The following is a 25,646-nucleotide window of genomic DNA, read 5'->3' as shown; positions in this document are numbered from 1 at the left end:
AGGGGTGTAGTTCGAATTGGTAGAACAGCGGTCTCCAAAACCGATGGTTGGGGGTTCGAGTCCCTCCACCCCTGCCAAACATTAGTGCTTACGTACTTTGTGCGTGAGTGATGACGACGCTGTAGTGCTAGGATCGTGACATGAGCGAAAAAACGGAAAATCAGTCCAATGCATTGGACATGTTTAAATGGGTAGTAGTTTTCGCCCTGCTTGCTGGTTTGGTAACTGCCAACACAGTATATGGTGAAATTTCGGTATTATACCGCGCTATTGCTGCGGTAGTAGTCGTAGTGTTAGCTGGGTTTATTGCGGCGTCGACCGAGAAAGGTAGCACGTTCTTAAGCTTTGCCAAAGAGTCTCGCACCGAGGTGCGCAAGGTGGTTTGGCCTACACGTCAAGAAACAAATCAAACTACTCTCATCGTATTAGCGGCCACGTTAGTAATGGCACTAATCCTTTGGGGTCTAGACGGCATTATTGTTCGTGTCGTTGGCTTTATTACTGGAATAGGAGCATAAGCGTATGTCTGAAGAAGAAGTAAAGAAAAGATGGTACGTAGTACAAGCATATTCTCAGTATGAAGCGCGCGTTAAGAAAACGCTGCTTGAATACATTAAAATGCATAACATGGAAGAGCACTTTGGCCAGATTTTGGTGCCCACTGAAGAAGTGGTTGAAATGCGCGCCGGCCAGAAGCGTAAATCTGAGCGTAAATTCTACCCAGGTTATGTATTGGTAGAAATGGCGATGAACGAAGATTCATGGCACTTAGTTAAAAGTGTTCCACGTGTTCTTGGTTTCATTGGTGGTACTTCAGATCGCCCAATGCCAATTACGCAAAAAGAAGCCGATGCTATCTTGAATCGTCTTGAAGAAAACGTTGATAAGCCAAGACCAAAAACGTTGTTCGAGCCAGGCGAAGTGGTTCGCGTTACCGACGGTCCATTTGCAGACTTCAATGGTGTGGTAGAAGAAGTCGACTACGAAAAGAGCCGCGTAAAAGTGTCGGTACTTATCTTCGGTCGTTCTACACCGGTAGATCTAGAATTTGGTCAGGTAGAAAAAGGCTAGACTTCTATAAATATTCGAAAAAAGACGGTTTGACCGTCTTTTTTTATATCTGGAACTCGGGGGCACGATTGGCAATGTACGTTCATTTGAACGTTAAATTACGAACAACATGGCTAGCAGCATCGAGGTAAAAACAAATAAATACTGCAAAATGTGGCCATAACATTGTGCAAATCTCTTGGTATCAGCACACGACGCCCAAAAACCTACTCTGCAAAACTTTTTTAGCGCGTAGTTAACTAACCCTGTCCCAAAAAAACATATTAAAAATGCTGTCACTGCGACTACTCTTTATAACTTATTCGATTCTTTTCAAGAAGGGTATAAAGCCAGATTGAAACTCCGACAGCGGCAATAACCACGAGCCATTTATAGCTCTGATTTACGACCCCCCCAATAGTGAGTGTTGTGATAAATGAAAAAGTGGATACTACTACCTGCTTAATTTTTTTCGTGTCGAGTTTGCTAGTTTTAAGCTTGGGCCTAAGCAAAAGAACCCAAAAAATAATTCCAATGCAAACTTGATGGAATAAAAGTAATAGGTGGTTATTTGCAATAAACGCACTAAAAGAAAAAAGGCCCAACATGGCACATGCCATGTAAAGCCTTGCTAACGGTGTTAATTTCACTTACTCATCCAACGTTTCATTGTAATCTGATATTGCATCGGCTGCTCCAACAATAGTACCGACACCAGTTCCGATAAGGCCGCCTAATAGTGCACCGAAAGGGCCAGCATAAGCACCAAGTGCAGCACCTATACCTGCACCTGTAGCAGCGCCTTCCAAACCTCCTTCAAAAGCGGCTTGTGAAATATTGCCTCCAGAGACAGTGTCGATTTGCTCTTCGGTGAGTACTAACGGATTATTCATCATCAGTAAAATACTCCCAAGCAGCTCCTAGGGCAGCGCCTGTAGCAATTGCACCTACAGCAACAGGAAAGGTCACAGTAAATCCGACTGCTACCGCAAAGCCAACGCCAGTCGCTCCAATGCCGCCACCAGTTAAGCCTCCGGAGGCAACGTCCCAGCCATCACCACCTGAAACTTGGCTCAGTTCTTCTTGCGTGAGTAACTCCATTTATATTTCTCCAAATTTGATGTTTCGTCTATATGTTAACGCGTTAAAAACTTTGACCTATTCCAAAAAGAAAAAATACTGGCCGTTAGTTGGTTTTATATTCTAAATTACCCTTGCATAGTAATTAATCACCTTATATAATGCGCGCCCTTTTAAACGGAAACGGGAAGCCGATTGAGCAAATATTCTCTGTATTTGCGAGGCGTCAGACCCAAACAAGAGAGCATTTAAAATGGCTAAAAAAGTAAGCGGTATTATCAAGCTTCAGGTTGCAGCTGGCGCTGCTAACCCAAGTCCACCAGTTGGTCCTGCACTAGGTCAACATGGTGTGAACATCATGGAATTCTGTAAGGCTTTCAATGCGAAAACTGATAGCCTTGAGAAAGGCGCTCCGGTACCTGTAGAAATTACAGTATACGAAGATCGCTCTTTCACATTCGAAACCAAAACTCCTCCTGCGTCTTACTTGCTTAAGAAAGCAGCTGGCATCAAGAGCGGTTCTGGCCGTCCTAACACTGAGAAAGTGGGTAAAGTTACTCGCGCTCAGTTAGAAGACATTGCTAACGCTAAAGAGCCAGACTTAACTGCTGCTGACTTAGATGCAGCGGTACGCACTATCGCGGGTTCTGCTCGCTCAATGGGCTTGAACGTAGAGGATTAATCGAATGGCTAAATTAACAAAACGCGCTCGTCTCGTTCGTGAGAAAGTAGAAGCGACAAAAGAATACGAAATTAATGAAGCCGTTGCTCTTCTTAAAGAGTTAGCAACTGCTAAGTTTGCAGAAAGCATCGACGTTGCCGTTAACCTTGGTATTGATGCTAAGAAATCTGACCAAAACGTTCGTGGTGCAACTGTACTTCCAAACGGTACAGGTAAAGACGTTCGTGTTGCTGTGTTCACACAGGGCGCAAACGCTGAAGCAGCTAAAGAAGCTGGTGCAGACATCGTTGGTATGGACGACTTAGCTGAGCAAGTTAAGAAAGGCGAAATGAACTTTGACGTTGTAGTTGCTAGCCCAGACGCTATGCGTGTTGTTGGTCAACTAGGTCAAATCTTAGGCCCACGTGGTCTTATGCCTAACCCTAAAACAGGGACTGTAACACCAGACGTAGCTACTGCAGTTAAAAATGCAAAAGCGGGTCAGGTTCGTTACCGCAACGATAAGAACGGTATTATCCATGCTAGCATTGGTAAAATCGCGTTCGAAGCAAATCAAATTCAAGAGAACCTTGAAGCATTACTAGAAGCATTGAAGAAAGCGAAGCCTTCTTCTGCTAAAGGTACTTACATCCAGAAGATCAGCCTAAGCACTACAATGGGTGCTGGCGTATCTCTAGATAAAGCTTCAGTAGGTCTTTAATACCCTACCGGGGCAACTCGGTTTCTCTGTAAAGGTAATGGGTTGGAGTGGTCAATACAGCAGTGCTGATTAATCACTCCCGTCCAAGACCGCAGGTGCGATGTGGTGATAGAGGTAAGAGAACTATCACATTAAACATATCGCTTAATAGCACAACCTGCGCAGACGGTGGTTTGACTCAGACTCTCTGGGGAAACAAACACCGTAGAGCGGTATCATCAATTATGTTGATATCAATCTGTGAACCCTGATGGCGTGAACAGGAAACTGTAAACAAAGTCAGATACAAAGAGGTGAACTCAGTGGCACTAGGTTTAGCAGCAAAAAAAGAGATCGTAGCAGAAGTTTCTGAAGTTGCGTCTCGCGCTCTATCCGTTGCCGTTGCTGAATACCGTGGGATGGAAGTTGCAGAACTGACTGACCTGCGCGTTAAAGCTCGTGAGCAAGGCGTATACCTTAAGGTTATACGTAACACTCTAGCTAAGCGTGCGTTGGCAGACAGTAAGTTTGCAGACTTAGATAGCGCCCTTACAGGCCAGCTTATCTACGGCTTTTCAATTGATGCACCTGGCGGTGCAGCTCGTCTTTTCAAAGACTTTGCGAAGCAAAACGATAAGCTAAATGTAACAGCGTTGTCTATTGGTAGTGGTCTACTTGGTCCAGAGAAATTGGACGCAGTTGCTTCACTTCCTACTCGCGACGAAGCACTTGCAAGACTACTTGCAACCTTCAAAGCACCAGTTGGGAAATTCGTTCAAACAATCAACGAAGTTCCTGGCAAGTTTGTGCGCGTATTGGCGGCGATCAAAGACGAGAAGTAATTTTCGTTTTTGGCATATTGATTTTTTTAACATTAAAACCCCAGGAGTTTAGACCACATGGCTCTAACTAAAGAAGATATTTTAAACGCGATTGCTGAAATGCCAGTTATGGAATTGGTTGAGCTTATCGAAGCAGCTGAAGAAAAATTCAACGTATCTGCTGCAGCTGTTGCTGTTGCTGGTCCTGCTGCAGGCGGCGAAGCTGCTGCTGTTGAAGAGCAAACTGAATTTGACGTTGTAATGACTTCATTCGGCGCTAACAAAGTTGCAGTTATCAAAGCAGTTCGCGGCGCGACTGGCCTAGGTCTTAAAGAAGCTAAAGAAGTAGTTGAATCTGCTCCTAAAGCTATCAAAGAAGGCGTAAGCAAAGAAGAAGCTGAAGAACTTAAAGCACAGCTAACTGAAGCTGGTGCTGAAGTTGAAGTTAAGTAATCTAATTTGATTAGATTATTTGCCTGAGACGGCAAGGCTGGTGGTTTTTTGAACCACCAGCCTTTTTGCGCTGTATAGTGTGTAGAATCTTACCCTTATCTACATTTCGTAATGCGCATATCGGTGAAACAATAAAAAGCATAAAAATCCAACAAGTTAACTAATAATTGGTTAAAAATTGTTGTATGCTAATTGGATCACCCGAAATAGGGTTGTGGAAGTTTGTTGCTTAATGCGTCATTTAAAGCGTAGCTCTTAGCCCGTCGCACGCGTTTTAAAGTATTTAGCAGCAGGTTGGGTCATAAATCAGCAGGCTGAGGAACCCATGGTTTACTCTTATAGCGAAAAGAAACGTATCCGTAAGGATTTTGGCAAACGCCCACAGGTACTGGAAATCCCGTATCTTCTTTCAATTCAGCTTGATTCTTTCAAAAAGTTCATTGAGATCGACGCCGATGCTCAATACGGCTTGGAAGCAGCATTTCGTTCCGTTTTTCCAATTAAAAGTTACTCAGGTAATTCAGAGCTTCAATATGTAAGCTATCGCCTGGGAGAGCCAGTTTTTGACGTGAAAGAATGTCAAATTCGCGGCGTAACTTTCTCTGCTCCGTTAAGAGTAAAACTACGGTTAGTGTTGTTCGACAAAGACGCAGCCCCAGGTACCGTAAAAGATATTAAAGAACAAGAAGTGTACATGGGTGAGATTCCATTGATGACAGAGAACGGTACGTTCGTTATCAACGGAACAGAGCGTGTTATCGTATCTCAGTTACACCGTTCACCTGGTGTATTCTTTGATCACGATAAAGGCAAAACTCACTCGTCTGGTAAAGTGCTTTATAACGCACGTGTTATTCCATACCGTGGTTCGTGGTTAGATTTTGAATTTGACCCGAAAGATAACTTGTTCGTACGTATCGACCGTCGTCGTAAGTTGCCAGCAACTATTATCTTACGCGCGTTAGAAATGACGTCAGAGGAAATCCTCGACACGTTCTTCGAAAAAGTTAACATCCGTATCGACAAAGATAAGTTGATGATGGAAGTAGTTCCTGACCGTTTACGCGGTGAAACTGCTCAATTCGATATCATCGATGGCGACGGAAACGTTGTTGTGGAATCTGGTCGTCGTATTTCTGCTCGTCACACTCGCGCTTTAGAAAAAGCGGGATTGACGGAATTAGAAGTACCAGCAGATTACCTTATCGGCCGTGTATTCTCTGCGACATACGTAAATGAAGACACCGGCGAAGTGATTGTAAGTGCAAATGACGAACTTACGCTTGAGAACCTAGCGGCGTTAAGCCAAGCGGGTATCAAAGAGTTCGAAACACTTTACATCAACGAGTTAGACCACGGTTCTTACATCTCAGATACATTGCGTATTGATTCTTCAACTAACCGCCTAGAAGCGCTAGTTGAGATTTATCGTATGATGCGTCCTGGTGAGCCACCAACAAAAGACGCAGCAGAAACATTGTTTGAGAACTTGTTCTTCTCTGAAGAGCGTTACGACTTGTCATCTGTGGGTCGTATGAAGTTCAACCGTCGTTTAGGCCGTGAAGAACTTATTGGTTCTGGTACGTTGGCTAAAGAAGACATCGTATCGGTAATGAAGCAACTTATTACGATTCGTGATGGTAAAGACGAAGTTGATGATATCGATCACCTTGGTAACCGTCGTATTCGTTCAGTTGGTGAAATGGCTGAAAACCAATTCCGTGTTGGTTTAGTTCGCGTAGAGCGTGCGGTTAAAGAGCGCCTAAGTTTAGGTGACCTTGACAACATCATGCCTCAAGACCTCATTAACGCTAAGCCTATTTCGGCAGCGGTTAAAGAGTTCTTCGGTTCATCACAGCTATCTCAGTTCATGGACCAAAACAACCCGCTATCAGAAGTAACGCATAAGCGTCGTATTTCTGCATTAGGCCCGGGTGGTCTTACACGTGAACGTGCAGGCTTTGAGGTTCGAGACGTACACCCGACCCATTACGGTCGTCTGTGTCCAATCGAAACACCGGAAGGTCCGAACATCGGTCTTATTAACTCATTGGCAAGCTTTGCGCGTACCAATGATTTCGGTTTCCTTGAAACGCCATTCCGTCGCATTGTCGATGGTATTGTTAGCGAAGAAATTGATTACCTATCAGCAATCGAAGAAGGCCAATACGCAATCGCTCAGGCGAATATTGCATTGACCGAAGCCGGTGAGCTTGTTGACGACCTAATACCTTGTCGTCACCGCGGTGAAACGACCTTGATGCCAAAAGAAGACATCAAATACATGGACGTGTCACCACAGCAAATCGTTTCAATTGCTGCAAGCATTATCCCGTTCCTTGAACACGATGATGCTAACCGTGCACTTATGGGTGCAAACATGCAACGTCAAGCAGTACCTACATTGCGCGCTGATAAGCCGCTTGTTGGTACCGGTATGGAAAGAACTATCGCGGTAGACTCGGGTGTAACCGTAGTTGCTAAACGTGGTGGTGTTGTTGATTATGTCGACGCTAGCCGTATCGTTATTAAAGTAGCTGAAGAAGAAATGCTTCCAGGTGAAGCAGGTATCGACATCTACAACTTGACAAAATACACACGTTCAAACCAAAACACGTGTATCAATCAGCGTCCAACGTGTAGTGTTGGCGACCCGATTGTTGCAGGTGACGTGCTAGGCGATGGTCCTTCAACAGACCTTGGTGACCTTGCGCTTGGCCAGAACATGCGTATCGCGTTCATGCCTTGGAACGGTTATAACTTCGAGGATTCAATCCTTATCTCTGAGCGTGTAGCTCAGGAAGACCGTTTCACGACTATTCATATTCAAGAACTTAGCTGTATTGCTCGTGATACCAAGCTTGGGCCAGAAGAAATTTCTTCTGACATCCCGAACGTTGGTGAGTCAGCACTAGGTAAGCTTGACGAATCAGGCGTGGTATATATCGGTGCTGAAGTAAAAGGCGGCGATATCCTAGTAGGTAAAGTGACACCTAAAGGTGAAACACAACTTACGCCTGAAGAGAAACTATTAAGAGCTATTTTCGGCGAAAAAGCGTCTGACGTAAAAGATACGTCACTACGTGTGCCTAACTCTGTTCACGGTACGGTTATCGACGTTCAAGTCTTTACTCGCGACGGTGTTGAGAAAGATAAGCGCGCGCTAGAAATTGAAGACATGCAACTTCGTCAGGTTAAGAAAGACCTTACCGATGAGTTCGAGATTCTTGCTGACGGTATTTTTGCTCGTGCACAAAACGGATTGCTTCGTGCTGGTGTTGATCAAGCTAAGCTTGACAGCGTACCGCGTGAAAAGTGGTTTGAGATTGCATTGAGTGATGAAGATGCACAGCTAGAGCTTGATCAAATTGCTGAACAGCATGCTGAGATTAAAGCCGCTTTCGATAAGAAGTTCGAAGGTAAGCGTCGTAAGATTACGCAAGGCGATGATTTAGCACCGGGTGTTCTTAAGATTGTTAAGGTTTACCTAGCGGTTAAACGTCACATCCAGCCAGGTGATAAAATGGCCGGACGTCACGGTAACAAAGGTGTTATCTCAACTATCCAGCCTGTTGAAGACATGCCATACGATGAAAACGGTACGCCGGTAGACATCGTTCTTAACCCACTAGGTGTACCGTCTCGTATGAACATCGGTCAGATCCTAGAAACACATATGGGTATGGCTGCGCACGGTCTTGGTGTGAAAATAGATCGTATGCTTAAAGAACATGAAGAGATGCAGAAACTGCGTAGCTTCTTGAAAGAAGTATATGAGCTAGGTGAAAGTCACCAGGAAGTTGACATTGATAGTTTCACTGATCATGAAGTGAAGCGCCTTGCAGAGAACCTGCGTAAAGGTGTACCTATCGCAACGCCTGTGTTCGACGGTGCTCGTGAATCTGAAATCAAAGAAATGCTGAAGCTTGCTGATATTCCAGAAAGCGGTCAGATTACTTTGTTCGACGGTCGAACTGGTAACTCATTTGAGCGACCTGTAACGGTTGGTTACATGTACATGCTGAAACTGAACCACTTAGTAGACGACAAGATGCACGCGCGTTCTACTGGTTCATACAGCCTTGTTACACAGCAACCTCTTGGTGGTAAAGCACAGTTTGGTGGTCAGCGCTTCGGTGAGATGGAAGTATGGGCACTTGAAGCATACGGTGCTGCATATACCCTTCAGGAAATGCTTACTGTTAAGTCAGATGACGTTAACGGCCGTACCAAGATGTACAAGAACATCGTCGATGGCGACCACAGAATGGAGCCTGGCATGCCAGAATCCTTCAACGTATTACTTAAAGAAATTCGCTCGTTGGGTATCAACATCGAGCTTGAAGAAAAGTAAAACGGCAATCGCTGCGTAATGTTATGAGATGGCCCGGTGCTTGCGCCGGGCTCTAGAGACTGACTCCGCTGGGAGAGTAATGTGAAAGACTTATTAAAGTTTCTAAAGCAACAAAATAAGACCGAAGAATTCGATAATATTCGAATTGGTCTTTCTTCACCTGACATGATTCGTTCATGGTCTTTTGGTGAAGTTAAAAAGCCAGAAACAATTAACTATCGTACGTTCAAGCCTGAGCGTGACGGTCTGTTTTGTGCGCGCATATTTGGTCCGGTAAAAGACTATGAATGTCTTTGCGGCAAATACAAGCGTTTGAAGCACCGTGGTGTTATCTGTGAAAAATGTGGCGTTGAAGTAACCCTTACTAAAGTTCGTCGTGAACGTATGGGTCACATCGAGCTAGCCAGTCCAGTAGCACATATTTGGTTCCTTAAATCACTACCGTCTCGTATCGGCCTAATGCTTGATATGACACTTCGTGACATCGAACGCGTTCTTTATTTTGAATCATACGTGGTTACAGAACCAGGTATGACTACGCTTGAGCGTAGCCAACTTCTAAATGAAGAAGATTACCTTGATGCACTAGAAGAGCACGGTGATGAGTTTGACGCGAAGATGGGTGCTGAAGCAGTATTTGACTTGCTTATGGTACTTGACGTAGACGCTGATGTTGCGGCGATGCGTGAAGAACTTCCGTCAATCAATTCAGAAACCAAACGTAAGAAGATCACTAAGCGTCTTAAGTTGCTTGAGTCATTCCAGCAGTCTGGTAACAAGCCAGAGTGGATGATCATGACGGTTCTGCCGGTTCTTCCGCCAGATTTACGTCCTCTAGTACCACTAGATGGCGGTCGTTTTGCAACGTCTGATCTTAACGACTTGTATCGTCGTGTTATCAACCGTAACAACCGTCTTAAGCGTCTTTTAGACCTAGCGGCACCTGACATCATCGTACGTAACGAAAAACGTATGCTTCAGGAAGCGGTAGATGCGTTACTAGATAACGGTCGTCGTGGTCGTGCGATTACGGGTTCTAATAAGCGCCCACTTAAGTCGCTTGCAGACATGATCAAAGGTAAGCAAGGTCGTTTCCGTCAAAACCTTCTTGGTAAGCGTGTTGACTACTCAGGCCGTTCTGTAATTACCGTTGGTCCTACGTTACGTCTACACCAGTGTGGTCTTCCTAAGAAGATGGCACTAGAGCTATTTAAGCCGTTTATTTACGGTAAGCTTGAAGGTCGTGGTCTAGCGACAACTATTAAAGCAGCTAAGAAGCTTGTAGAGCGTGAAGCACCAGAGGTATGGGACGTACTAGACGACGTTATCCGCGAACACCCGGTACTACTTAACCGTGCTCCTACACTTCACCGTTTGGGTATCCAAGCGTTCGAACCAACACTAATCGAAGGTAAAGCGATTCAGCTTCACCCGCTAGTGTGTGCGGCGTACAACGCCGACTTCGACGGTGACCAAATGGCGGTACACGTTCCGTTGACAATCGAAGCACAGCTAGAAGCACGTGCGTTAATGATGTCAACAAACAACATTCTGTCACCCGCGAACGGTGAGCCAATCATCGTACCTTCACAGGACGTTGTATTAGGTCTTTATTACCTAACGCGTGACAAAGTAAACGGCTTAGGCGAAGGCATGGTATTTACCAGCCCGAACGAAGCAGAAAAAGCATACCGTACAGGCAATGCTGAGCTTCATTCTCGCGTTAAAGTACGTATTACTGAATATGACATTGATGAAGATGGCAACAAAACTGAGAAAGTAACACTGACGGATACGACTGTTGGTCGTGCGATTTTCTCATTGATTCTTCCAAAGGGTCTGCCGTTTGAAATCATCAACCAAGCAATGGGCAAAAAGCAAATTTCAAAACTATTGAATGCTTGTTACCGTACGCTAGGTTTGAAAGATACAGTAATTGCTGCTGACCAAATCATGTATACCGGTTTCCACTACGCAATGATTGCGGGTGCGTCTGTTGGTATCGACGATATGGTTATCCCTGCTGCGAAGAAAGATATTATCGACGCTGCGGAAGCCGAAGTTATTGAAATTCAGGAACAGTTCCAAAACGGTCTTGTTACCGCGGGTGAGCGTTACAACAAAGTTATCGATATCTGGTCAAATGCCAACGAAAAAGTTGCTAAGGCCATGATGGATAACCTTAAGACTGATATCGTAATTAATCGCGATGGCGAAGAAGAAGAGCAAACATCATTTAACTCTGTTTATATGATGGCTGACTCGGGTGCTCGTGGTAGTGCCGCTCAGATTCGTCAGTTAGCGGGTATGCGTGGTCTGATGGCTAAGCCAGATGGCTCAATCATAGAAACGCCAATTACAGCTAACTTCCGTGAAGGTCTAAACGTTCTTCAGTACTTCATCTCTACTCACGGTGCACGTAAAGGTCTTGCCGATACCGCACTTAAGACAGCGAACTCGGGTTACCTGACTCGTCGTCTTGTAGATGTTGCACAGGATTTGGTTATTACCAATGATGACTGTGGCACGTTTGAAGGTGTAACAATGACACCGCTTATCGAAGGTGGTGATGTTGTAGAACCACTTCGCGAACGTGTACTAGGTCGTGTAGTTGCAGAAGACGTTATCAAGCCAGGATCAACAGAAGTATTGGTTGAACGTAATGTACTGCTAGACGAAGCGCTAGTAGACATGCTTGAAGCTAACTCAGTTGACCAAATTGAAGTTCGCTCGGTTATCACGTGTGACAACGACTTTGGTGTATGTGCCAACTGTTACGGTCGTGACCTAGCACGCGGACACATGGTTGGTAGCGGTGAGTCTGTAGGTGTTATCGCAGCTCAGTCAATCGGTGAGCCGGGTACACAGCTTACGATGCGTACGTTCCACATTGGTGGTGCGGCATCAAGAGCATCAGCAGAAAATAGCGTACAAGTTAAAACTGCTGGTAGCCTTAAGCTTCACAACTCTAAGACTGTTCGTAATTCAGACGGCAAGTTGGTGGTTGTTTCACGTTCAACAGAGCTTACTGTTATCGATGAGCAAGGCCGTGAGAAAGAGCGCTATAAAGTGCCTTACGGTGCTGTACTTAGCGTGGATGACGCGGCGAAGATTACCTCTGGCGACGTTGTTGCTAACTGGGATCCGCATAGTCACCCAATCGTTACTGAACGCGCAGCTAAGATTAGCTTCGCTGACATCGACGACTCTAACACTGAAATGCAGCAAGACGAGTTAACTGGTCTTACGCGTATCGTTGTTAAAGACCTTGCGAAGAGTAACTCTAAAGAGCCGAAGCTTATCCTTGAAAGTGATGAGCATGGGTTACAAGAGATTCGTCTTCCAAGCTTTACGACCATCGAAGCGAAAGAAGGCAAAGTGGCTAACGAAGGTGACGTGTTAGCACGTATACCTCAAGAAAGCTCGAAGACACGTGACATCACGGGTGGTCTACCTCGCGTAGCCGACTTGTTCGAAGCACGTAAGCCGAAAGAGCCAGCTATTCTTGCTGAAGTTTCAGGTACCATTGGTTTTGGTAAAGAGACTAAAGGTAAGAAGCGTCTTGTGATTACCCCACCTGAGGGTGATGCATACGAAGAGATGATTCCGAAATGGCGTCAGCTAAACGTGTTTGAAGGTGAGAAAGTGGAAAAAGGCGAAGTTATCGCTGATGGTCCAGAGTCTCCACACGACATTCTACGTTTACGCGGTATCTCTGCGGTAGCAAACTATATCGTGAACGAAGTTCAGGAAGTTTACCGTCTTCAGGGCGTAAAAATTAACGATAAGCACATTGAAGTGGTTATTCGTCAGATGCTACGTAAGTGTATAATTACACAGTCTGGTGACACTAGGTTCCTAGAAGGCGAACAAGTAGAAGTATCGAACGTTAAAGTAACGAACCGTGAAGTTGAAAAACACGGTAAGATCCCAGCGCAGTATGAAACTCAACTGCTTGGTATCACCAAAGCGTCACTTTCAACGGAATCGTTTATTTCTGCGGCATCGTTCCAAGAAACAACACGTGTACTTACCGAAGCAGCAGTTCAAGGTAAAGAAGATGACCTTCGTGGTCTGAAAGAGAACGTTATCGTAGGGCGTCTAATCCCTGCAGGTACCGGTTTCGCTTACCACGAACGCCGTGCACAAATACGCAAAGAGCAAATCGAAGAAATGTCAGTATCTGCAGCAGATGCAGAGCAGGCACTAACCGAAGCGCTTAATGCTGGTGCAGACGACGGTTCGTCAGAGTAAGACATGATCAAGGAGTACGTTAACGTACTCCTAACATATTGGCAGGTTAAGCTGACAGCGAGCATAAATATTGTGTGCTTAGTCTTTGTACAGCTTGACAGTCAGGGCGATGATCATTAATATTCCGCGACCCGATTTTTGATGGCCTTTAAAAGGCATTAAAGAACGGTCGCGGTTTTTTGTATCAGCGCTCAGTTAATACTGACGAGCACAGTATTAACACAACATGGGCGACGAATAGAAACGTCGCATTTATATGGACCCAATCATAGTGATTGGGTTTTCGTAGTTTTTAATCAGGAGCTAGTTAATGGCAACAGTTAACCAGTTAGTGCGAAAGCCACGCAGAAAGCCCGTTGAAAAAAGCAACGTAGCTGCACTGCAAGCTTGTCCACAAAGACGTGGTGTATGTACTCGTGTATATACTACTACGCCAAAGAAACCAAACTCTGCACTACGTAAAGTATGTCGTGTACGTCTAACTAACGGTTTTGAAGTTTCTTCATACATCGGTGGTGAAGGTCACAACTTACAAGAGCACAGTGTAGTACTTATCCGTGGTGGTCGTGTTAAAGACTTACCAGGTGTTCGTTATCACACAGTACGCGGTACACTCGATTGTGCTGGCGTAAACGATCGTAGACAAGCCCGTTCTAAGTACGGCGCGAAAAGGCCTAAGTCTTAACGGTTCTCCGTTAGTAAGGCCAAACTGAAGTTTAAGAGTTTTGGGTATTCCCTGAATTCATACGGAGAAGAGAAAATGCCAAGAAGAAGAGTCGTAGGTCAACGTAAAATCCTACCAGAGCCAAAATTTGGTTCACAACTGCTTGCTAAATTCATGAATGTCGTAATGCTCGACGGCAAAAAGTCAGTCGCTGAAAAAATCGTTTACGGTGCGCTAGAAATTGTTGCTGAAAAAACCGGCAAAGCACACCTAGATGTATTCGAAGAAGCTCTTGATAACATCCGCCCAACGGTAGAGGTTAAATCTCGTCGTGTTGGTGGTTCAACTTATCAAGTACCAGTAGAAGTACGTCCAGTTCGTCGTAATGCACTGGGTATGCGTTGGATGGTAGATGCTGCTCGTAAACGTGGCGAAAAGTCAATGGCTCAACGCCTGGCTGCTGAAATGTTAGATGCTGCAGAAAATAAAGGTTCAGCGGTTAAGAAACGTGAAGACGTTCACCGTATGGCCGAAGCAAACAAAGCGTTTGCTCATTACCGTTGGTAATAAACGTAATATAACTGAGAGAGATGTATGCCTCGTAAGACCTCGATTGAGCGTTACCGTAACATTGGTATTGTGGCGCATGTGGACGCGGGTAAAACCACGACTACAGAGCGTGTTCTGTTTTATACAGGACTGTCTCATAAAATCGGTGAAGTGCATGATGGTGCAGCTACCATGGATTGGATGGAGCAGGAGCAGGAACGTGGTATCACTATCACGTCTGCTGCGACTACTTGCTTTTGGTCTGGTATGCAGCAACAGTATGATCAACACAGAATCAACATTATCGATACACCAGGACACGTAGACTTTACTATTGAAGTAGAGCGTTCATTACGTGTACTTGATGGCGCGGTGGTTGTATTTTGTGGGTCTTCTGGGGTAGAACCTCAATCAGAAACAGTCTGGAGACAGGCTGATAAGTATGAAGTGCCACGCCTTGTGTTCGTCAATAAGATGGACCGGGCTGGCGCTGATTTTGAACGTGTTGTGGGTCAAATTCGCAAACGTTTAGGTGCTAACTGTGTTCCTATTCAGATAAACATGGGCGCTGAAGAAGAATTTCATGGTGTCATCGATCTTATAAAGATGAAGGCCATAAACTGGAATGAAAGCGACATGGGTATGACATTTACCTATGAAGACATCCCAGCCGAATATTTAGAAAATGCAGAGAAGTATCGTACAGAGATGATTGAAGCCGCGGCTGAAGCATCTGATGAGCTGATGGATAAGTATTTAGAAGGCGAAGCGCTTTCTGAGGAAGAAATCCGTTCTGGTCTTCGTACTCGTACCCTGAACAACGAAATTGTTCTTGCCACTTGTGGCAGCGCCTTCAAAAACAAAGGTGTTCAGGCAGTACTAGACGCTGTTGTAGAGTTTTTACCGGCACCGACCGAAGTAAAAGCGATTACCGGTGTCCTTGATGATAAGAATGAGACGGAAGCGGTTCGTAAGTCGAGCGATGACGAGCCTTTCTCTGCACTAGCATTTAAAATTGCAACTGACCCATTTGTGGGGACGCTTACGTTCTTCCGCTGTTATTCGGGTATTGTTAATACAGGCGACACGGTCTATAACCCTGTAAAAGGTAAACGTGAGCGCTTTGGTCGTATCGTGCAAATGCATGCAAAAGACCGAGAAGAATTAAAAGAAGTCCGTGCGGGCGATATAGCCGCAGCAATTGGGCTCAAAGATGTGACAACAGGTGATACATTATGCGATCCTAATCACATTATTACGCTTGAGCGCATGGAGTTTCCAGAGCCAGTTATCTCGATAGCGGTAGAGCCAAGGTCACAAGCTGACCAAGAAAAGATGGGATTAGCGTTAAGTAAACTTGCTGCTGAAGATCCTTCTTTCAAGGTAAAAACAGACGATGAAACCGGCCAGACGATTATTTCTGGTATGGGTGAGCTTCATTTAGACATTATCGTCGACCGTATGAAGCGCGAGTTTAAAGTTGAATGTAACGTGGGTAACCCTCAGGTCGCCTATCGTGAAACCCTTCGTAAAACCGTTGAGGTAGAGGGTAAATTTATTCGTCAATCAGGCGGCCGAGGTCAATTTGGTCACGTTTGGTTACGCATCGAACCTCAGGCAGAGGGCGATGGCTACGAATTTGTGAATGAAATCGTCGGTGGTGTGGTACCAAAAGAGTACATACCAGCGGTTGATAAAGGAATTCAGGAGCAGTTGCAAAGTGGTGTCGTGGCAGGGTATCCGGTACTTGATGTAAAGGTTACGTTGTTCGATGGTTCATACCATGATGTTGACTCTTCTGAAATGGCGTTTAAGATCGCCGGCTCTATGGGTTTCAAAAAAGGCGCCGCAGAAGCAAATCCGGTGTTACTTGAACCCACAATGAAAGTTGAAGTGACTACTCCAGAAGACTGGATGGGTGATGTTGTTGGTGACATTAATCGTCGCCGTGGCATGATCGAAGGTATGGAAGAGGGCGTAGCAGGTATTAAAATAATACGTGCTAAGGTGCCGCTTTCAGAAATGTTCGGGTATGCTACCGACTTGCGTTCTCAAACGCAGGGCCGCGCATCATACTCAATGGAGTTCTTCAATTATTCTGAGGCGCCGAAAAATGTGGCGCAGGCTATTATTGAATCTAGAATTTAATCTAAATGAAGGTTCGGTCCGGTCTATGTGTGGGTCGGACTTTTAACTTAGGAAACGAGAAAAATGGCAAAAGAAAAGTTTGAACGTACGAAACCCCATGTAAACGTGGGTACTATCGGCCACGTTGACCACGGTAAAACTACCCTTACTGCAGCAATCACTACTGTTCTTTCAAAGACATATGGTGGTTCAGCTCAGGCATTCGATCAAATCGATAACGCGCCTGAAGAGAAAGCTCGTGGTATCACCATCTCTACATCTCACGTAGAGTATGACACACCTACTCGTCACTACGCTCACGTAGACTGCCCAGGACACGCTGATTACGTTAAAAACATGATCACCGGTGCTGCACAGATGGACGGCGCGATCCTAGTAGTAGCTGCGACTGACGGCCCTATGCCTCAGACTCGTGAGCACATCCTACTTGGTCGTCAGGTTGGCGTACCTTACATCATCGTATTCATGAACAAGTGTGACATGGTAGATGATGAAGAGCTTCTAGAGCTAGTAGAAATGGAAGTTCGTGAACTTCTTAGCGAATATGAATTCCCAGGTGATGACCTTCCAGTTATCCAAGGTTCTGCACTTAAAGCCCTTGAAGGCGACGCAGAATGGGAAAAGAAAATCATCGAGCTTGGTGAAGCGCTTGATTCATATATCCCAGAGCCAGAGCGTGCAATCGATAAGCCGTTCATTCTTCCAATCGAAGACGTATTCTCAATCTCAGGCCGTGGTACAGTAGTAACGGGTCGTGTAGAGCAAGGTATCGTTAAAGTAGGTGAAGAAGTAGAAATCGTTGGTATCAAAGATACAACTAAGACGACTTGTACTGGTGTTGAAATGTTCCGTAAACTTCTTGACGAAGGTCGCGCTGGTGAGAACGTTGGTGTTCTTCTACGTGGTACTAAGCGTGAAGACGTTGAACGTGGTCAAGTACTAGCTAAGCCTGGTTCAATCAACCCACACACTAAATTCGAAGCTGAAGTATACGTACTAAGCAAAGACGAAGGTGGCCGTCATACTCCATTCTTCAAAGGCTATCGTCCACAGTTCTACTTCCGTACAACTGACGTAACTGGTGCTGTAGAGCTTCCAGAAGGCGTAGAGATGGTAATGCCTGGTGACAACCTTAAGTTCGTAGTAGAGCTTATTGCACCAATCGCGATGGACGAAGGTTTACGCTTCGCTATCCGTGAAGGTGGCCGTACTGTAGGTGCTGGTGTTGTAGCTAAGATTCTTTAATCTAAGCAAACCAAAGCATTAAGAAAAGGCGCTCAATAGAGCGCCTTTTTTGTATCTGTCTTATTTGCCGTACTGCCTGCCGTTATTTAATTTTTTCCCGTCATTGTAAACATGTATTGTATAACTTCATGGGTGTATCCTCGGTGCGTTGATTAAACGATAAATTCACACTTACGATAATCAGTGCCTTTTTCACTGCGCTAAACACATTCGTAGTGTTCAGGAGTTAGCTAATGTCCTCACAACACCATACTAAAACAAATGTTAATCGCAGGAATCCCGCGTCTATGGCCGTAAGCGACGCGATGAAAAAGGCCCTGTCCTCACGCCCTACGCCCACGGTGCAAAGTGTTAATACCGCAACGCCTGGTACTTATCATGAATGGCTTGACCTCATTCAAAAAACCAATGCCGAACAGAAAAAGAAAATAAAGAACATGCGAAAGGCATTTGCTGTCACGGTATCTAAAGAAATAATTAATGGCGTAACGGTTCGAGTGGTCACGCCTGAACATATTTCGCCTGAATTTAAAGACCATGTGTACATTGACGTCCATGGCGGCGCATTTGTTTTTTTCAAAGGCTTACCCAGCATTGAAGAGGGGATACTTATTGCGGCTCGGTTAGGCATCAAGGTGATTTGTATCGATTATCGGATGCCGCCGTTGGCGCCGTTCCCTGCGCCAAGTGACGATATATTTAGCGTCTACATGGCGTTGTTAAACACTTATTCTGCCAAACGGATATTGTTAGGCGGTACTTCAGCGGGTGCCAGTTTAGTCCTTGTATTGGTTCAGCGTTTAGTGAGCGAAGCGCTTCCTCGTCCTGCAGCAATTTATGTAGGCACGCCATGGGCTGATTTAACCAAAACCGGCGACACGCTTTACACTAACGAAGGTATCGATCGCGTTTTAGTAACTTATGACGGAATACTAGAGGCGGCTGCTAAGCTTTATGCTGGGAAAATGGCGTTAGATCACCCGGGTATTTCGCCCTTATACGGCGCGTTTGAGGAGTTTCCGCCAACATTTCTACTATCCGGAACCCGTGACATGTTTCTCAGTGATACGGTAAGAGTGAATCGGCAACTTCGTAACGCAGGGATAAGAACCACGTTAGATATTTATGAGGGGTTATCTCATGCAGACTATCTCGTGGCGCATGATACGCCCGAATCATGCTCAAGCTACGCGGAAATTAAGCAATTTTTCATAGCGTGCCTAGGGGCATAGAAGATGAGGCGCCAACCCAGTGGTGAGCGCCTTAAATAAAAAGGGTTATGAACCAAAGATTACGACCAGCACAGTGACTATGGCTCCGGCTCCGGCTATTTTGAGGCCATTTTTATACATGGGGAGTTTAGGTATAAACATGAGAAATGCAGATATGACGAAAAACAATAACCCTACACCAAATGCGATATTCAAAAAGAACAAGGGACTGTTGTTTGTTGCCTTGTGTAATTTCACCATTTTAGACAACACAATGGGGTAGTCTTTTTTCGTTATTGTCGCACTGCCTGTATTCTTATCATACTCGCCCATATTGAGCACAATAGTCGAGTCGTTTTCGCTAGCAATTTTGAGCCCTTTTACTCGCAGTTCTGACGGTAATGTTTCAACCGTTAATCCAGGCGTTAATTGACTAATCTGAGTTTGTTCGAACTTTAAAAAGTCGGTGGGACGAAAGATGAGAAGAATACCACTTGTTGCATATACCCCCATAATGCCAGCAAGGAAAAAACCTAGCCAGCGGTGGTATTTACGAATTGCCATATGAAGTTTTGGTGATGCCATGAAGTTATCTTGGTTAATATGTGTGATGTACGTTATAAACGAGAATGCATCTTATTTAAAGAGTCAGGCGTGTAAAGATCTCGTAATCATTGTCGAATAACAGGGATAGGCACAGAGATACTGATAAGTGATGCCACCTTTACTGCACAATTTACGTCTTCACGCGGTCACCAAGGCACTCGATGGCGTGTCGTCGTTACACGTGATACGCAGAATTTGTGTGGTCTAATTCACAGTTGTTCTACTATTTTGATACACTCTTGGTTGAGTAACTAACCATCATTGTCACTAGGTGCCGCATTTATGACTGACATCATTTTACTGGGTCAAAATTTTCTCGCGCTCTTCATGGAGTCCGCGCCTTGGTTACTGCTTGGGTTGTTGGTGGCAGGAATAATGCACGAACTCGTCCCTGTCTCGCTGTTAGAAAAACACATGGGGAACAACTCAACGGGCGCAATTGCAAAAGCGGCAATAATCGGTGCCCCCTTACCGCTATGCTCATGCGGTGTTATACCCGCCGCGTTGGGTTTACGAAGAAGTGGTGCATCTAAACCGTCCACTATTTCATTTCTTGTCTCTACCCCTGAAACGGGAGTGGATAGCGTTTCAGTATCCTACGCATTACTTGGCCCTTTGTTTGCCGTTGTCAGGCCTGTCGCAGCGATAATGAGTGCCATATATGCCGGGTTGATGGTGAAATGGTTTGACGAAGAAAAAGCGGTGCACAACCAAGGCACTCGTTTACAAGAGAACGCATCGTGTTGCGAAAAGCCAACGCCCGTTGCGCCGTCAACGTGTTGTGGCACAGAAGGGCAGCAACATGAGCACAGTGATGCGACCAATAACGCAAACAACAGCCCGAGTAATAAGAGCTCCTCTCTTGTCTTAAAGGTATCAAACGTACTTTCGTATGCAAGTGGCAAGCTATTAAGTGATATTGTCGTTTGGCTGTTGATTGGCCTTGCCCTAGCCGCCGTCATCAAAACGTTCGTTCCTACAGATTTTCTAACGCAATGGGGTGATGGTTTGCTGGCGATGTTGGTTATGGCCGTTATTGGCGTGCCTATGTATATTTGTGCCACTGCCTCTACGCCGCTGGCGGTGGGGTTTATCGCGGCGGGTCTTTCACCTGGTGCCGTATTGGTTTTCTTAATGGCTGGCCCCGCAACCAATATTTCAACCATGGGAATGATTAGACAGGAAATGGGCGGTAAAACGCTGTTGCTTTATTTATTTAGCGTTATTTCTGCCAGTATCGGTTTTGGCTACCTGTTAAATTATGCTGTCGATATATTCTCATTATCCTACCTTATTACTACACAAAGCAGCATGCATGAGCACGGCGGCAGTATTCAATTGATTTACGCTCTTAGTGCGCTTACCCTCGCCGCACTCATGATAAGATTGGGAGTAAGAGCGCTTATCGCGAGACGAAATGCTGCGCGTGACACTCATGCGTCATGTTGTCATTAAGGCATGCATTTTGTCAGTGTAAACAATGTGTTCAGTGAGTTATTTTAATTAAATAGGGATAGTTACTTGTAACTTACACCCTCTAACGCATAATAATGCTTTGGCTTGTTGCCACACCATCGGAAGGATTAATGTTTTTACTTGTTGTATATGTGTTTATCGCGCTGGGCTTTTCTTTTTTATGCTCTATCGCTGAAGCGGTTATCCTCAGTGTGTCGTCAGCTTATATCTCGGTACTAGAGAAAGAAAAGAGACCTAGCGGTGCTTTACTAAGAAAGCAAACTGATAATATTAATACCCCGTTATCTGCCATTCTAACATTGAACACTATCGCTCACACGATGGGCGCCGCAGGAGCCGGAGCCCAGGCAGCAAGCGTATTTGGTGAAGCGTATTTAGGTATTATTTCTGCGGTGTTAACACTGCTTATTCTGGTCTTTTCAGAAATTATTCCCAAAACGGTAGGTGCAACCTACTGGCGAGCATTGGCGCCCGTGACTGCGTATTTTTTAAAATACTTGTCTATCATTCTTATGCCTTTTGTTGCGATGTCAGCACTGCTTACCCGTAGTTTCAAAGAAGACAGCCCTCTGCGTGGTTTAAGCCGAAATGAACTTCACGCAATGGCAGAGTTGTCAGGGCAAGAAGGCCAACTTGCTACCCATGAAGCGGCGTTTTTACAAAGTTTGTTGAGTCTTCATGAATTACGAGTGAAGGACGCGATTACCCATCGAACCGCGATGTTTTCAGTCTCTGAACAATTGTCAGTAGAAGCCTTTTTTCATAAACACGCACAAATCGAGTTTTCTCGTATTCCTATTTATGAGGACAACGACTCTGAGAATATAACAGGGTACGTCATGCGTTCTGATTTGCTTGTGGCACAAGCAAGGGGCAATACTGATAAGCTATTGTCTGAATATGGGAAAGATATGGTCACGGTGCTTGGAACCATGCCATTGTCAGTCACCTTTGACCACTTTATAAAGAAACAGGTGCATATGCTTTTAGTGGTCGATGAGTACGGCGGCCTAGAAGGTATCCTCACTTTAGAAGACTTGCTTGAGCGTTTACTTGGTGTCGATATTATTGATGAAAAAGATACGACAGTCAGTATGCGAAGGCTTGCAAAAATGATGTTGCGTCGCAAAGAAAAAATGATGATAAAGAACCTTCCTGATGCATCGCTTGATGAACAGAAAGAGAAAAAATAACCTAACTTGCCGTTAATCGTGTGGCGGTGTTAAAACGCTCTGTACTAGCCGCAAGACCCCAATAAAATGTGAATGGAATTGTTACTTAAGGATGAGAGTATGAAAATAGTAATTACGTTAATAACACTAGGTAGCGCTTTTAGCGCGTTTGCACAGGCGCCACAGGAATATGTCGCCCCCTGCACTGAAAAAGAAAACCAAGTATTAGAACAGGCGGCCCCAGAACAGGTTAAGCAAATAACCGCCTTTACCCCCGCTGAAACCATCAAACGCGTTAACCCCGAATACCCCAGAGCTGCCGCTAAAAGCGGAAAGGAAGGCTGGGTGAGAATGAGTTATGTGATTGACGAAACTGGCAAGGTGAAAGACCCGATTGTTGACGACTTTGGTGGTGATCGACGCTTTGTTACAAAAGCGGTTAGTGCTCTGGAACGCTGGACGTTCAACCCTGCCATGAAAGATGGACAGCCAACCCAACAATGCGAGCAGCGTGTTCAGTTTGATTTCGTATTAGATCAAAAACCAGGCGCAAGACGAACGTTTATTAAGCGCTATAAAAAGATTGATGCGCTCATTAATAACGGCGAGCTGGAAGCGGCTACGTTAGCGCTTGGTGAACTTCATGAAAAGACTGAAGCGAACCGCTATGAAAACGCATGGTTATATAGTTTAGATGCTCGTTTGGCCAATGAATTAGACCAACCTAGACGCGAGCTTCAAAGCTTATACCGAACGATTGCCTCAAGCAAAACGCATAAAGAAGGGAGCGCTTCTTTCAACGATGAATATATGGCGTATATGTATCAACGCTTATTCATTTTAAATGCAAACTTTGGTTACTACTCAGAAGCCTTGCAAGCCGTTGATGAACTAAAAGCCTACGCCGGACAAGAGGAGCGTGTCGCTCAGCTTTCTAGTTACGCTGAACAACTTACTTCGCACATCGACTCGAAAGATAACATTCAAGTGTCTATGCAGATCGGTGAGAACGGACATGCTTTCCATACACTGGTAAGAAACAACTTTGCGTTTGTCGATATTAACGATGATATCGACACAGTAGAGGTGCGGTGTAACACACACAGAGAAAAATTTACCGTTGCTGAAGAACATATTTGGCGTATCCCTGAATCGTGGGGGCAGTGCCGAGTGTTGGTTAAAGGCCGTGAAAATGCGTCGTTTAATTTGGTCGAGGTAGCAAGCGTAGATGCTAATACCTAAGCGTAAGTGCTAGCTGAATAATATTTTCGCTAAACGTTTCGGTAGGCTGGAAAAAGGCTAAATTCGCTTGCCTACCGTTGTTCCACTGCCATTCGCCAGACACAGAAGCATAATCATTAATCTGATACGTCGTGTTGAGCGTAATCGCTTGTCCTTGGCTTGCATTGGGGTCATTGGGTTGGTCATCTTTATCTATAACATGGTACCAATCTACCCTGGCTGAATGCGTAAACGGTCCTACGCTATACGCGGTTGCCAAGAACGCACTGTAAAAGTCGTTATTAACAATGTTCTCGCCCATAATGGTATTTCCGGCCATCGCTTGAGCAAACACCGTGATGTTGGTCGATGCTTGATGCTTAAAGGTGAACGAGTGGAAGCGTGTTCGCCAAGCATAGAGTCGATCGGAATCTAAAACCTTTGGGTCGGCGCGGTTATCGTAAAAGTAATATTTAACTTCATATTGCCTTTTATAAGCCGCATGGGCGCCAATATAGTAGCCAAAGCGCTTATCTATCTCTCTAAACGGTTCGGTCCAGGCTGGCGCATTAAAACCCTCTTCTGACACCACCCAAGGAATAGGCAAAAAATTTACTCTCTCGTTATAGAGCGATTGCCTGTCATGAAGCGCAAAGCCACGCCACGCAATAAGTGTCCCGGTTGTATCGTTGCCTTTAAATACACTGCCTAGTAGCTTCCATGACCAGGGGCTATTCACTTGCCGGCCATTTTGGCGAATACTGGCTTCAACTCCTCCTACTCTTAATTCCTCGCCTATCCAACTGTTTATGGCAGAGTTTGATAAGAAATGGGGCGACAACCAGCCCAATGCGGTATTTTCTGCGGAAAGAGCGGGGTAGAAGGCCCCTACTTTTATTTCTGGTTTTACCGTTGAAGCAACCAGCGGGCGATATTTAAGGTAGAGCTGGCTAATGCCAAGCTGTTGCTCACCGTCGCTGTAGGCGTTGGCTACCGCATTAACGTGCCAGTTAGTGCCTATCAAAAGCGACGTATCAATGACGGCTTGTGAAAGCGCGAAGTGCTCACCATCAAAACGCTGGTGGCTAATACCATTACTTTGAAAACTTGGCGTGTTGTTCGATAATGCACTAACTCTTAATTGTGCTTTCGTCTCAGCGACAGCATTAACGCTTACCACCATTAGCAATGTGATAAACGCACACTTTTTCATTAGTAATCACCGAACCCGTCATCGAAGCCGTCATCACTAATGATGGCTTGTTTTAATCGCAGGGTAATTGTTGTCGTGGCATCAAGGGTCAGCGTATCACTTTCAAATGGTGCGGCTTGTGGTGCTAGCGGGTGCCAGAAGCTGACGTTATACGTACCTTTTGGCAATGATGCTATTGTGCTGTTTCCCTTTGCGGTAGTTTTCGTATAAAACGGCGAATCAGCCACGACGATAAAGCCCAGCATCCAGTCATGAATATTGCACCCGATGTCTACGATACCCGGTTGGTCGAAGCGAAGCGGCTCTGAGGTGAATTCTTTATACAGTTTTAACTCGAATGACTTGGTCGGCGAAAATGAATAAACATGGTGGAACAAGTTATCAGCATTGGGAAAAACGATATCTGTTCCAGATTCGACCACTAGCACATGCGGCTCGAATTGTTTATCAACTTGATTCATTTGGGCCGGTTGCGCCCTTTTTTCTTGCGCGGGCACATCAAAGGTGGGCGTTAAAATGATAACGGCATCTTTAACGGGGGTGTTGTTAACATCAAAAACCTCAACAGAGAAACTGATCTGTTCTGTTGAATTGTCTAGGTTATCTGCAAATGCGTTTGGCAGTGACATTATAACGGCGGTGACAACAAGCATGTTCACTAATGCCGCTGTTAAACATCTCATATAGGCTTCCTTAACATCTCTTTTATTTAGCGTAACGCAAGTTAATAGAAAAGACCTAGAAAATGTCTATTTTCTTTCAATAATG

General features: G+C 45.0%; 21 protein-coding genes and 1 tRNA gene. 17 read left to right on the top strand and 5 right to left on the bottom strand.

What is annotated here, in order from left to right; genetic code table 11:
- From ACOJRU_RS15940 to nusG, 3 genes are all read left to right on the top strand, one after another.
- A tRNA-Trp gene (locus ACOJRU_RS15940) sits at nt 1-77 on the top strand.
- Between the two features lie 63 nt (nt 78-140).
- Nucleotides 141-518 (top strand): preprotein translocase subunit SecE, encoded by a 378-nt coding sequence (secE, locus tag ACOJRU_RS15935; RefSeq protein ID WP_421132703.1) that lies wholly within the window; start codon nt 141-143, stop codon nt 516-518.
- Between the two features lie 4 nt (nt 519-522).
- On the top strand, nt 523-1,071 hold the full coding sequence (nusG, locus tag ACOJRU_RS15930) for a transcription termination/antitermination protein NusG (RefSeq protein WP_421132702.1): 549 nt from the start codon (nt 523-525) through the stop codon (nt 1,069-1,071).
- 629 nt (nt 1,072-1,700) lie between these two features.
- On the opposite strand, the gene ACOJRU_RS15925 is transcribed toward nusG, so the two are convergent.
- Both ACOJRU_RS15925 and ACOJRU_RS15920 read right to left on the bottom strand, forming a co-directional pair.
- On the bottom strand, nt 1,701-1,946 hold the full coding sequence (locus tag ACOJRU_RS15925; RefSeq protein WP_198816385.1) for a hypothetical protein: 246 nt from the start codon (nt 1,944-1,946) through the stop codon (nt 1,701-1,703).
- Entirely contained in the window at nt 1,936-2,151 is a 216-nt protein-coding gene (locus ACOJRU_RS15920; RefSeq protein ID WP_015068307.1) for a hypothetical protein, read from the bottom strand. Before ACOJRU_RS15920 ends, ACOJRU_RS15925 begins: the two co-directional genes overlap by 11 nt.
- 232 nt (nt 2,152-2,383) lie before the next feature.
- Here ACOJRU_RS15920 and rplK point away from each other — a divergent pair, with 232 nt between their 5' ends.
- From rplK to ACOJRU_RS15865, 11 genes are all read left to right on the top strand, one after another.
- Nucleotides 2,384-2,812 carry a 50S ribosomal protein L11 gene (gene rplK / locus ACOJRU_RS15915; protein ID WP_421132701.1) on the top strand — a complete coding sequence of 143 codons (429 nt, stop codon included), beginning with the start codon at nt 2,384-2,386 and terminating at the stop codon, nt 2,810-2,812.
- Between the two features lie 4 nt (nt 2,813-2,816).
- Nucleotides 2,817-3,512 (top strand): 50S ribosomal protein L1, encoded by a 696-nt coding sequence (rplA, locus tag ACOJRU_RS15910; RefSeq protein WP_421132700.1) that lies wholly within the window; start codon nt 2,817-2,819, stop codon nt 3,510-3,512.
- A 302-nt stretch (nt 3,513-3,814) separates the two neighbouring features.
- Nucleotides 3,815-4,333, top strand: coding sequence for a 50S ribosomal protein L10 (gene rplJ, locus ACOJRU_RS15905; protein WP_421132699.1), 519 nt, complete (start codon nt 3,815-3,817; stop codon nt 4,331-4,333).
- Nucleotides 4,334-4,390: 57 nt separating this feature from the next.
- Nucleotides 4,391-4,765: a 50S ribosomal protein L7/L12 gene (rplL, locus tag ACOJRU_RS15900; protein WP_421132698.1), complete on the top strand. Its 375-nt coding sequence runs from the start codon at nt 4,391-4,393 to the stop codon at nt 4,763-4,765.
- Between the two features lie 325 nt (nt 4,766-5,090).
- A complete protein-coding gene (gene rpoB, locus ACOJRU_RS15895) occupies nt 5,091-9,119 on the top strand; it encodes a DNA-directed RNA polymerase subunit beta (RefSeq protein ID WP_421132697.1) in 4,029 nt (1,342 codons plus the stop codon).
- A gap of 81 nt (nt 9,120-9,200) precedes the next feature.
- The gene (gene rpoC, locus ACOJRU_RS15890; RefSeq protein WP_421132696.1) at nt 9,201-13,373 is read left to right on the top strand and encodes a DNA-directed RNA polymerase subunit beta'; all 4,173 of its coding nucleotides are present in this window, start codon (nt 9,201-9,203) and stop codon (nt 13,371-13,373) included.
- 310 nt (nt 13,374-13,683) lie between these two features.
- Nucleotides 13,684-14,058, top strand: coding sequence for a 30S ribosomal protein S12 (rpsL, locus tag ACOJRU_RS15885; RefSeq protein ID WP_032097755.1), 375 nt, complete (start codon nt 13,684-13,686; stop codon nt 14,056-14,058).
- A gap of 75 nt (nt 14,059-14,133) precedes the next feature.
- Nucleotides 14,134-14,604, top strand: a complete 471-nt coding sequence (gene rpsG / locus ACOJRU_RS15880; protein WP_265617966.1) for a 30S ribosomal protein S7 — start codon at nt 14,134-14,136, stop codon at nt 14,602-14,604.
- Nucleotides 14,605-14,631: 27 nt separating this feature from the next.
- Complete coding sequence (gene fusA / locus ACOJRU_RS15875) at nt 14,632-16,734, top strand: elongation factor G (protein WP_421132695.1); 2,103 nt, start codon at nt 14,632-14,634, stop codon at nt 16,732-16,734.
- A gap of 63 nt (nt 16,735-16,797) precedes the next feature.
- On the top strand, nt 16,798-17,979 hold the full coding sequence (tuf, locus tag ACOJRU_RS15870; protein WP_013782545.1) for an elongation factor Tu: 1,182 nt from the start codon (nt 16,798-16,800) through the stop codon (nt 17,977-17,979).
- Nucleotides 17,980-18,212: 233 nt separating this feature from the next.
- A complete protein-coding gene (locus ACOJRU_RS15865) occupies nt 18,213-19,211 on the top strand; it encodes an alpha/beta hydrolase fold domain-containing protein (RefSeq protein ID WP_421132694.1) in 999 nt (332 codons plus the stop codon).
- A gap of 45 nt (nt 19,212-19,256) precedes the next feature.
- Here the strand turns inward: ACOJRU_RS15865 and ACOJRU_RS15860 are convergent, their stop codons facing one another.
- Nucleotides 19,257-19,775, bottom strand: a complete 519-nt coding sequence (locus tag ACOJRU_RS15860; RefSeq protein WP_421132693.1) for a hypothetical protein — start codon at nt 19,773-19,775, stop codon at nt 19,257-19,259.
- 303 nt (nt 19,776-20,078) lie between these two features.
- Here ACOJRU_RS15860 and ACOJRU_RS15855 point away from each other — a divergent pair, with 303 nt between their 5' ends.
- The 3 genes from ACOJRU_RS15855 (at nt 20,079) to ACOJRU_RS15845 (ending at nt 23,686) form a co-directional block, all read left to right on the top strand.
- A complete protein-coding gene (locus ACOJRU_RS15855) occupies nt 20,079-21,251 on the top strand; it encodes an SO_0444 family Cu/Zn efflux transporter (protein ID WP_421132692.1) in 1,173 nt (390 codons plus the stop codon).
- 131 nt (nt 21,252-21,382) lie between these two features.
- A complete protein-coding gene (locus ACOJRU_RS15850) occupies nt 21,383-22,465 on the top strand; it encodes a CNNM domain-containing protein (protein ID WP_421132691.1) in 1,083 nt (360 codons plus the stop codon).
- A 99-nt stretch (nt 22,466-22,564) separates the two neighbouring features.
- A complete protein-coding gene (locus ACOJRU_RS15845; RefSeq protein ID WP_421132690.1) occupies nt 22,565-23,686 on the top strand; it encodes a TonB family protein in 1,122 nt (373 codons plus the stop codon).
- Here the strand turns inward: ACOJRU_RS15845 and ACOJRU_RS15840 are convergent.
- On the bottom strand, nt 23,676-24,878 hold the full coding sequence (locus ACOJRU_RS15840) for a hypothetical protein (protein ID WP_421132689.1): 1,203 nt from the start codon (nt 24,876-24,878) through the stop codon (nt 23,676-23,678). The two genes, ACOJRU_RS15845 and ACOJRU_RS15840, sit on opposite strands and share 11 nt — an antisense overlap.
- Nucleotides 24,878-25,561: a methylamine utilization protein gene (locus tag ACOJRU_RS15835; RefSeq protein WP_421132688.1), complete on the bottom strand. Its 684-nt coding sequence runs from the start codon at nt 25,559-25,561 to the stop codon at nt 24,878-24,880. The genes ACOJRU_RS15840 and ACOJRU_RS15835 overlap by 1 nt, the downstream gene beginning before the upstream one ends.
- Nucleotides 25,562-25,646 lie beyond the last annotated feature (85 nt).

The organism is Alteromonas algae, assembly GCF_049117195.1.
Taxonomy (GTDB): domain Bacteria; phylum Pseudomonadota; class Gammaproteobacteria; order Enterobacterales; family Alteromonadaceae; genus Alteromonas.
The sequence above is the reverse complement of the archived record's forward strand: the minus strand, read 5'-3'. Positions and strand labels throughout refer to the sequence as shown.